General features: G+C 58.4%; 11 protein-coding genes. 1 reads left to right on the plus strand and 10 read right to left on the minus strand.

The annotated features are described in order from the left end of the window. Nucleotides 1–5: 5 nt before the first annotated feature. The 10 genes from Q0753_RS15825 to Q0753_RS15870 form a co-directional block, all read right to left on the minus strand. Nucleotides 6–1,001, minus strand: a complete 996-nt coding sequence (locus Q0753_RS15825; RefSeq protein ID WP_298723377.1) for a peptidoglycan DD-metalloendopeptidase family protein — start codon at nt 999–1,001, stop codon at nt 6–8. Next, complete coding sequence (locus Q0753_RS15830; protein ID WP_298723380.1) at nt 1,001–1,582, minus strand: YqaA family protein; 582 nt, start codon at nt 1,580–1,582, stop codon at nt 1,001–1,003. Before Q0753_RS15830 ends, Q0753_RS15825 begins: the two co-directional genes overlap by 1 nt. Further along, nucleotides 1,579–2,205, minus strand: a complete 627-nt coding sequence (locus tag Q0753_RS15835; protein WP_298723383.1) for a protein-L-isoaspartate(D-aspartate) O-methyltransferase — start codon at nt 2,203–2,205, stop codon at nt 1,579–1,581. The genes Q0753_RS15830 and Q0753_RS15835 overlap by 4 nt, the downstream gene beginning before the upstream one ends. Nucleotides 2,206–2,208: 3 nt before the next feature. After that, nucleotides 2,209–2,955 (minus strand): 5'/3'-nucleotidase SurE, encoded by a 747-nt coding sequence (surE, locus tag Q0753_RS15840; protein WP_298723386.1) that lies wholly within the window; start codon nt 2,953–2,955, stop codon nt 2,209–2,211. Then, the gene (gene truD, locus Q0753_RS15845; RefSeq protein WP_298723389.1) at nt 2,936–3,976 is read right to left on the minus strand and encodes a tRNA pseudouridine(13) synthase TruD; all 1,041 of its coding nucleotides are present in this window, start codon (nt 3,974–3,976) and stop codon (nt 2,936–2,938) included. Before truD ends, surE begins: the two co-directional genes overlap by 20 nt. Further along, nucleotides 3,973–4,449: a 2-C-methyl-D-erythritol 2,4-cyclodiphosphate synthase gene (gene ispF, locus Q0753_RS15850; protein ID WP_298723392.1), complete on the minus strand. Its 477-nt coding sequence runs from the start codon at nt 4,447–4,449 to the stop codon at nt 3,973–3,975. Before ispF ends, truD begins: the two co-directional genes overlap by 4 nt. Further along, entirely contained in the window at nt 4,446–5,141 is a 696-nt protein-coding gene (gene ispD, locus Q0753_RS15855; protein ID WP_298723395.1) for a 2-C-methyl-D-erythritol 4-phosphate cytidylyltransferase, read from the minus strand. The genes ispF and ispD overlap by 4 nt, the downstream gene beginning before the upstream one ends. Beyond that, complete coding sequence (gene ftsB, locus Q0753_RS15860) at nt 5,138–5,428, minus strand: cell division protein FtsB (protein WP_298723398.1); 291 nt, start codon at nt 5,426–5,428, stop codon at nt 5,138–5,140. Before ftsB ends, ispD begins: the two co-directional genes overlap by 4 nt. 336 nt (nt 5,429–5,764) lie before the next feature. Then, nucleotides 5,765–7,066, minus strand: a complete 1,302-nt coding sequence (gene eno / locus Q0753_RS15865) for a phosphopyruvate hydratase (RefSeq protein ID WP_298723401.1) — start codon at nt 7,064–7,066, stop codon at nt 5,765–5,767. Nucleotides 7,067–7,169: 103 nt separating this feature from the next. After that, nucleotides 7,170–8,807, minus strand: coding sequence for a CTP synthase (locus tag Q0753_RS15870; RefSeq protein WP_298723404.1), 1,638 nt, complete (start codon nt 8,805–8,807; stop codon nt 7,170–7,172). A gap of 381 nt (nt 8,808–9,188) precedes the next feature. On the opposite strand from Q0753_RS15870, the gene tenA reads away from it, so the two are divergent. Further along, a complete protein-coding gene (gene tenA / locus Q0753_RS15875; RefSeq protein WP_298723407.1) occupies nt 9,189–9,857 on the plus strand; it encodes a thiaminase II in 669 nt (222 codons plus the stop codon). Nucleotides 9,858–10,027 lie beyond the last annotated feature (170 nt).

Below are 10,027 nucleotides of genomic sequence, written 5' to 3' on the forward strand. Positions count from 1 at the left end.
GGAATCTATCGCTTTGGCAGATATTTCATCGGGTTAACCGAAGATCCCTGATACCGTATTTCGAAATGCAAGCGCACATCGGTGGTATCACTACTGCCCATATCCGCTATGTGCTGACCGGCACTCACCGCTTGTTGCTCCTTGACCCGAAGCACCTCATTGTGAGCATAGGCAGACAAGTAATCATCGTTGTGTTTGATGATGATCAGATTGCCGTAACCACGTAGCGCATTCCCTGCGTAAACAACCTTGCCAGCGGCGGCCGACTTGATGGCCTGGCCCCTGCTTCCCCTGATATCAATGCCTTTATTACCGGTTTCGGCCAGCGAGAACCCGGTAATCACCGGACCTGCGGTTGGCCATTGCCAGCGAATGGTGGCATTGACAGCGGCGTTTTTTTGTACTCGTGAACCAGCGTATGCTTTTCCCGAAGCGGGTGCAAGGGGCTTGAGTGCTTTTGCCCGAGTGCTCTTACCAGCGGCTGCCGACGGTTTGGATCCGGCCTTGCCCGAGGCGGGCCGAGGGGTTGTTTTGGTTGTCCGCTGGCGGTTATCGGCCGTAGAAGGAGCGCCGCGCAATGCCAGAGTCTGACCCACATAGATGCGATAAGGTGGTTTAAGGCCGTTGAGGGTAGCCAGGTCGGCCACCCCGTGGCCGGTACGGCGCGCTATGGTATTGAGCGTATCGCCCCGGCGAACCCGATACCGGGCACGCGCGGCACCGGGTACATCCAGCCGCAGGGTCTGACCGGGATAAATGGAGTAAGGAGGCGGAATACGATTATGTCGTGCCAGGGTAGGCACATCGGTACCGGCCTGCCAGGCGATGGAATACAGGGTATCGCCCTTGACCACCACATAATGGCGGCCATTCGCCTTGATTTGGCCACGGGCATGCACCCCTACCACCGGCGCCGGACGAGAGGAAGAGCAGGCCGTCAACAGGGTGATCAACAGCAGGTTGAAACACGCCAGTCTGAATATGCCGCTCCGCCGTTGCATCAGTTTCTCAGTAACAGGTAGGCCACCACCGCCGCCGCCAGACACAGCCAACCGAGGATGTCGATATACTGAATCAGCTTGCGCTCCATTCTGACGCCGCCCCACACCATGAGGCCCGAGACCAGAAAAAAGCGCAGACCGCGCCCGACCAGCGAGATCAGCAGAAAGGGCAGAAAAGCCATCTGCAGCAGACCGGCCGTTACCGTAAAGACTTTATAGGGAATCGGGGTAAAGCTGGCGATGAAAATCACCCAGACACCCCATTCGTCAAACCACTGCCGGGCGATGGCCATCTTGCCTTCATACCCCATGGTCGCGATAAAGGGCTGCACCACCGGCTCCCATAACGCATAGCCCAGCAGGTAACCAAAGGCGGCCCCCAGCACCGAGAAAAAAGTGGCGAGCGCGGCATAGTGCCAGGCCCGTTCCGGTTTCGACAACGCCATGGGCGCCAGCATCACGTCTACCGGCACCGGCCAGAAGATGGATTCGACAAAGCTGTTCAAAGACAAATAAACCGGCGCATGCCGGTGCACCGCCCACATCATGACCTGCCGATACAAACGAGAAAAAATCTTCACTCAAGATCACCCTTCACCAAAGGTACAAAACGCACCGATTCCAGCTCGGTACGAGAAAATTGATCGCCACTGCGTTGATACAACCACAGCGATTGCTGGCTCTGCCCCACCGGTATTACCATTCGCCCGCCATCGGCCAGCTGCGACAACAGGGCCTGGGGCGTTTCCTGCGCCGCCGCCGTCACCATAATGGCATCGAAGGGGGCCTTGCTGGACCAGCCCAGCCAACCATCGCCATGCTTGGTCGACACATTGTGCAAATCCAGCCGCTGCAACCGACGACGGGCCTGATATTGCAGCGACTTGATCCGCTCAACGGTAAAGACCTGCTCTACCAGTTGCGCCAGTACCGCCGTCTGAAAGCCCGAGCCGGTGCCCACTTCCAGCACCCGCTTCGGCTGTTGGGCCAGCACCACTTCCGTCATCCGCGCGACGATATAGGGCTGCGATATGGTCTGGCCACAACCGATAGGCAAGGCACTGTTTTCCCAGGCCTTGTGGGCCATGGCTTCATCGACAAACTGGGTTCTTGGCAGGCCGGCAATGGCCTGCAGTACCCGTTCGTCCCTGATTCCCTGCTGTTGCAGCAAACGATAGAGTTGCTGTCCCGCTAACGTGAGCACCTGTCACTCCACTTCTTTAATCCAGCTGGTCAGCGCCGCCATTTGCGCATAGGCCGTCATATCGATGGTTAACGGCGTGATGGAGACATAGCCCCGTTCCACCGCGTCGAAGTCGGTGCCTTCACCCGCATCCTGAATGGCGCCGGGGGGGCCTATCCAGTAAATGGGACGGCCGCGAGGGTCGTACTCCTTGAGCACCGCATCGCAGCGGTGACGGTTACCCAAACGAGTCACCTTGATACCCTGAATCTCCTCCAGGGGCAAGTCGGGTACATTGACGTTCAGGATCTGGTTGGACGCCAGCGGCGCCCGCAGCAGTCCCTGCACCAGCAGGCAGGCATAATGGGCGGCGGTCTCGAAGTAGCGATCGCCACACAGCGATATTGCCACCGAGGGTAAGCCCAGGTGGCGGCCTTCGGTGGCCGCCGCCACCGTGCCGGAGTAGATGACGTCGTCGCCCAGGTTGGCACCGTGATTGATGCCGGCCACTACCATGTCCGGATCCGGGTCGAGCAGGCCGTTCACCGCCCAGTGTACGCAATCGGTGGGAGTGCCCTTGACCGAATAGAAGCCGCTGTCGTCCAGCTTGTCGGCCCGCAGCGGCACTTCCAGCGTCAGCGAGTGACTGGCTCCGCTGCGGTTACGGTCGGGCGCCACCGTGACCACCTCGGCAAATTCCGCCAGCACCCGGCTCAAGGTACGAATGCCTAAGGCATTCACACCATCATCATTACTCACCAGTATCTTCATCGGTTCCATTATCCTTGATCAATTCCCGCACCAGGCTGGTGGCGTAGCTTCCTGCCGGTAACCAGAACGACAGCGTCAGGCTGTCGCCTTCTCTGTGCCAACTCATCTGCTCGGGCTTGAGCAGCAAGGGCCGCCGTTCCTGCTTGAGGCCGTTAGCTTCCAGCCCCGCACACAGGTCTTGCTGCCCTTCAATCGCCGCCTGTTCCAGCTCGGCGGGGTTACCGCTGCTCGCCAGCCGGCCCCGACCCCACAGCGGGGCACTCAGGCGTACATCGCCTTCGTCAAAACGGGCCTGCATGGCGTCGTCCAGTGGATTGTCTTCGCCCAGGGTAAAGAAAGACTGGCTACCCGCCAGCATCACACAGTCGCCGTCCAGCAACTGCTCACCCAGACCAGCTGCCAATCGGTGGCTGGCGGCCAGGTTGAACAGGTAACTGCGGGCAGAAGACAGGTAAAGGGAGCGCTTGTTGCGGTCTTTAACCCGGCGACCGTTGAACATGGCCCGGGCCTGATCCAGGTTACCGAACTCCCGGCCAAAACGCTGGTCGCCGTAATAATTGGGCACGCCGTGTTCGGCAATGGCCGCCAGACGGGACTCCAGGTCACCCTGCCCTTCCAGCTCGGTGATCCTGAGCTCGAACCAGTTGCCCTTGAGAGCACCGGTTTTCAGCTTCTTGTTGTGACGGGCAATGGCCAGAATTTGTACGTCGTCGTTTTCGAGGCTCGAAAAGTCCGGCATCTCCTTGCCCGGCAGATGTACACCAAACCACTGTTCGGTCACCGCATGTCGGTCCTTGAGCCCGGCCCAGGTGACCTCACGCTGTGTCACGCCCGCCAGCCGCGCCAACTCGCGCGCCACCCACTGGGTATTCTGGCCGCGCTTGCGAATATGCAGCAATATATGCTCGCCTTCGCCACCGGGGCCAAAGCCCAGGTCTTCGCGTACGATAAAATCTTCCGGTGCCGCCTTCAGGCGGCCACGGTATTCGGGTTGTCCGTGCAGATAGTGCCAGTTGTTCATGCTGTTACCAGTAGCACCACGGCTTCTGCCGCTATGCCTTCTTTGCGGCCCACAAAACCGAGCTGTTCGGTGGTGGTGGCCTTGACGTTGATGAGGGTGGGATCTGCCTGCAGATCGATGGCGATATTGGCCACCATGTCCCCGATGAAAGGCGCCAGTTTGGGCGCCTGGGCCAGCACGGTAATGTCCGCATTGCCCAGTGTGAATCCGGCCTGCCTGACCCGTTCGAATACGTCGCGCAGCAGGATGCGGCTATCGATGCCGGCATAAGCCGCATCCGTGTCCGGGAAGTGACGACCGATATCGCCAGCACCGATGGCCCCGAGCAGGGCATCGCTCAGGGCATGCAGCACCACGTCACCGTCGGAATGGGCCAGCAGCCCCTGGGCGTAAGGCACCGCCACCCCGGCCAGGATACAGGGCCCCTGACCACCAAACTTGTGCACGTCAAAACCGTGCCCGATTCGCATCATAGTTTGCTCTCGTTCATCTGCTGCAGAAAAAAGCCCGCCAGGCCAAGGTCTTCCGGGCGGGTTATCTTGATATTGTCGGCGCGCCCTTCCACCAGCCGGGGATGAAAACCGGCCCACTCCATGGCCGAGGCCTCGTCGGTGATGGCGCAACCGGCGACCAGGGCATCATTCAGGGCCTGCCGAAGGGGGGCGGTAGCAAAGCATTGCGGTGTCAGGGCGTGCCAGAGTTCGTCGCGAGGCACGCTGCTGCTGACCGCGCCCTGACCATCACCCCGCTTCATGGTGTCACGCACCCGGCTGGCCAGCAGGGCGCCCTGGGGTTGCCGGCCCGCCGCCAGTACGGCATCGAGATCGGCGCGGTGCAGACAGGGGCGGGCTGCATCGTGCACCAGCACCCAGTCGGTTTCTACATGAGCCAGCGCATTAAGCACCGAATCGGCCCGCTCGCGCCCGCCATTCACTCGCAATATCCGCGGGTCACGGGCGACGGCCAGCCGTTCAAACCAGGGGTCCTGCTCGGCGGTGGCCACGATAATGCGATCGATGGCCGGATGATTCAGCAGCCGAGCCAGAGTCTGTTCCAGCACGGTGCTGCCACCCAACGGCAGGTACTGTTTCGGTATCTCGGCCGCCATGCGGCTGCCGATCCCGGCCGCGGGTACCACGGCGGTAAAAGACTGATCAGGTATCATGGTGATGATGGCTCTTCCGCCAGCAACAGGCGGTAAAAGGTTTCTCCGGGCTTGATCATGCCCAAGTCGTTGCGTGCCAGCTCTTCCACCGCCGCCAGACCCTTGTTGAGATCTTCGATCTCCCGGTATAGCAAGGCGTTACGGGCAACCAATTGTTCGTTATCGGTCATCTGGCGGGTAACGTTAGCCTGGGCTTCGTTATATTCGGCCAGACCGTTTTTCCCCCACCACAGATGGTATTGCAGGGCGCCTAACAGGGCGAGCAGTATCAGCGTCAGGGTGCGCATCAATCCTCCAAAAGTAGCGCGCTAGTTTCCCATATTCGGGAGCCGAACAAAAGAAACCCCGCACGGGGCGGGGTTTCTGTCTTGCGGCATAAGTGGTCTGTTATTGCAGTGTAGGGTCGGACAAAGGGACTGCGCCGCCGACACGCTGTAAATACATCCATGTAGCGCTCGGCAAATGCCATCTGACCGCCATGGATGGCGGGAATGCCGGAACGGCAGGAGCATTTTCCGGCCATGGCATTTGACGGTCGGCTTTGCAGTTCCCTTTTCCCTTCCATTGCGTATCGGCATTACCTGCCCGAAACAGACCACAATATCAGCCGCAAAAGGCAGGTATTAAGCCTGGCCTTTCACCTCGGACAGACCGCGGTACGGGGCCTTGCCTTCCAGCTCTTCCTCGATGCGGATCAGCTGGTTGTACTTGGCAACCCGATCGGAACGGCTCATGGAGCCGGTCTTGATCTGGCCGGCACAGGTGCCCACCGCCAGATCGGCGATGGTGGCATCTTCGGTTTCACCGGAACGGTGGGAAATCACCGCCGTGTAACCGGCGTCCTTGGCCATCTTGATGGCATTCAGGGTCTCGGTCAGGGAGCCAATCTGGTTGAACTTGATCAGAATGGAGTTGGCGATGCCCTTGTCGATGCCTTCTTTCAGGATCTTGGTGTTGGTGACGAACAGATCGTCACCCACCAACTGGATCTTGTCGCCCAGCACCTTGGTCTGGTAAGCGAAGCCGTCCCAATCAGACTCATCCAGACCGTCTTCGATAGACACGATCGGATACTGCTTGGTCAGCTCTTCCAGATAATGGGTAAATTCCTGAGAAGTGAAGATCTTGCCTTCGCCTTTCAGGTTGTAGTTACCCGCTTCCTTGTCGAAGAACTCGGAGGCGGCGCAGTCCATCGCCAGGGTCACGTCTTTACCCAGCACGTAACCGGCCTGCTCTACCGCTTCCTTGATCGCGGCCAGGGCGGCAGCGTTGGACTCCAGATCCGGCGCGAAGCCACCTTCGTCGCCCACCGCGGTGCTCAGACCCTTGGCCTTCAGTACCTTGGCCAGGTTGTGGAACACCTCGGCACCGATGCGCAGCGCTTCCTTGATGTTCTTGGCGCCGACCGGCTGAATCATGAATTCCTGAATGTCGACGTTGTTGTCGGCATGCTCACCGCCGTTGATGATGTTCATCATCGGCAGCGGCATGGAGTACTGACCGGGGGTACCGTTCAGTTCGGCAATCCAGGCGTACAGCGGCAGGCCCTTGGCGGCGGCAGCGGCCTTGGCAGCGGCCAGAGACACGGCCAGGATGGCGTTTGCACCCAGGGTGGCCTTGTTATCGGTACCGTCCAGGTCGATCATGATCTGGTCAATCTCGGCCTGTTGGGTTGCATCCTTGCCAATCAGAGCGGCAGCAATCTGGTCGTTGATGTTGGCAACGGCAACTTGTACGCCTTTACCCAGAAAGCGGGACTTGTCGCCGTCACGCAGTTCCAGCGCCTCGCGGGAACCGGTAGAAGCACCGGACGGCGCCGCAGCGCGGCCCATGACGCCACCTTCCAGGTATACGTCGGCTTCTACGGTAGGGTTGCCACGAGAGTCGATGATTTCACGACCGATCACTTTAACGATCTTAGCCATTCTCTAACTTCCTCTTTGTTGAAGGTAAAAATAGTTGAAAGGTAAAAACGAAATAAAGCACTAAAAAAGACGGCTGAGTCGTTGGCTCAGCCGTTATATCAGATTATTCCAGCTCGCCCTGCTGGTATTGCCCCGCCGCCTTCACGAAACCGGCAAACAGGCCATGACCATCACGGGGAGTAGAGGTAAATTCCGGGTGGAACTGCGCCGCCACAAACCAGGGATGATCCGGGTTTTCGATAATTTCGACCAGCTTCTTGTCGGCAGAGCGACCGGTCACTTTCAGGCCGGCGGCTTCAATCTTCGGCAGCAGACGATTGTTCACTTCATAACGGTGGCGATGACGCTCGTAGATGGTGTCGGAACCGTACAGATCGTGCACCTTGGAACCCGGCTCCAGATGGCACAGTTGGGCACCCAGACGCATGGTGCCGCCCAGATCGGACAGCTCGTCACGCACTTCGACATTGCCTTCTTCATCGATCCATTCGGTGATCAGACCCACCACCGGATAAGGACTCTGCTTGTCGAACTCGGACGAATGAGCACCTTCCAGACCAGCCACGTTGCGGGCGTATTCGATCAGCGCCACCTGCATGCCTAAGCAGATGCCCAGGTAAGGTACGCGATGTTCACGCGCATAACGGGCGGCCATAATCTTGCCTTCTACACCGCGCTCGCCGAAGCCGCCGGGTACCAGAATGGCATCCAGACCTTCGAGCAGACCCAGACCCTTGCTTTCCAGATCCTGAGAGTCGATGTACTTGATGTTGACGGTCAACCGGTTTTTCAGGCCACCGTGCTTGAGCGCCTCGTTCACCGACTTGTAGGCATCGGGCAGCTCGATATATTTGCCGACCATGCCGATGGTCACTTCGCCCATGGGGTTGGCTTCTTCGTAGATCACCTGCTCCCATTCGGACAGATCCGAGGGCGGGCACTCCAGACCGAAACGCTTGACCACCAGCTCGTCCAGACCCTGAGAGCGCAGCAGCGCCGGAATCTTGTAGATGGAGTCCACGTCTTTCAGCGAGATAACGGCCTTTTCGGACACGTTACAGAACAGCGCTATCTTGCTGCGCTCATTGGCGGGAATGGCGCGATCGCTGCGGCAAATCAGAATATCGGGCTGAATGCCGATAGACAGCAGCTCTTTCACCGAGTGCTGGGTCGGCTTGGTTTTCACCTCGCCGGCCGCCGCCATGTAGGGCACCAGGGTCAGGTGCATGAACAGGGTATTTTCCCGGCCCACCACCACCGCCAGCTGGCGCAACGCTTCGAGGAACGGCAGGGATTCGATATCACCCACGGTACCGCCGACTTCCACAATAGCTACCTGATGCCCTTCGGCACCGGCAATCACTCTGTCCTTGATGGCATTGGTGATATGCGGGATCACCTGAATGGTCGCCCCCAGGTAGTCGCCACGTCGTTCCTTGCGCAGCACGTCCGCATAAACGCGGCCGGAGGTGAAGTTATTGCGGCGAGTCATCTTGGTACGAATGAAACGCTCGTAATGGCCAAGATCCAGGTCGGTTTCAGCACCGTCATCCGTCACGAAGACTTCACCGTGCTGGGTCGGGCTCATGGTTCCCGGATCCACGTTGATGTAAGGATCCAGCTTCATAATGGTCACATTAAGACCACGAGCCTCGAGGATGGCCGCCAGGGAGCCGGCAGCAATGCCTTTACCCAGAGAGGAAACAACCCCACCAGTAACAAAAATATATTTAGTCGTCATGCAGAACCTGAAGAAAGCTAGGGAACGAATGAAATGTGGAATTCAAGACGGGGTAAAAGTATACGCAAGATGGTCGATAACGACAATGAAACAATGTGCGGGTACCGGCGGTAGGGCGATTATTCTGTGCCATATTTCCCCTTGTTCTCATGTGAGCGTCCATTCGAACCGGCTGCCGGCGGCAGACTGGAGGCCACTATAGCCGCTTTAGTTGTTTTATTACAACAGAGCGCAGCTTGAATCCTGATGTTAGTGTGCCTCCTTCATGCTCTCGGTTGATATTGCAGGGAAAAACGCCAGAATGGTCACTGTTCATTCGCCCTCGACCGGGATTCAGGCCGGTGAGGGCGTTTTCGGCAACATCCGCAATAAGGACATGAGATGAGCTTTACTTTCAATGACTTGAAACAAGACAACCAGGCGCCTTGGCGGGCTTATATCGAACATGATTTTGTGCGCCAGCTCGGTGACGGCACCCTGGAACCCAGAGCATTTCGTCATTATCTGAAACAGGATTATCTGTTCTTGATTCAGTTCGGACGCGCCTTCGCCCTCGCCGCCTACAAGAGCCCGACGCTGGCCGACTTGCGCCATGCCAAGGCCGGTCTCGATGCCATTATCGATCTGGAACTGGGCCTGCACATCGATTATTGCCGGCAATGGGGCATCGGCGAACAGGAACTGGCCGAGCTGCCGGAAGCCCGAGCCACGCTGGCCTACACCCGCTATGTGCTGGACACCGGCAACAGGGGTGACTTGCTGGATATGCATGTGGCCCTGGCGCCTTGCCTGGTGGGCTATGCAGAAGTGGCACGCTGGTTGATTGCACAGCCGTCTACGGTACGCGGCGACAATAATCCCTATGAAGCCTGGCTGGCCATGTACGAAAGCGCCGAGTTTCAGGCGGCAGCCCAGGCAGAAGTGGCCTGGCTAAATGAAAGACTGGCGGAGGTGTCTCCCAGCCGCTTCAAACAGCTGAGCCGCATCTTCAACGACGCCACCCGACTGGAAATCGACTTCTGGGACATGGGGTTGAATCAGCAGATGTAAGTTAAGTGTGAGGGGTGAGGGGTGAGGGGTGAGGAGCTAAGTGTGAGAGGTAAAATACAAATATACCGCAGCTGCCCGGGCAGACTCTGATGTGTAGATACTCTGTTGGACGTCAAGATTTTATATGCTCTTCACTGAATAATAATGTTGAGTCAAAGGGTGTTTCTGTT

Source organism: uncultured Oceanisphaera sp. (assembly GCF_947495715.1).
GTDB lineage: Bacteria > Pseudomonadota > Gammaproteobacteria > Enterobacterales > Aeromonadaceae > Oceanimonas > Oceanimonas sediminis.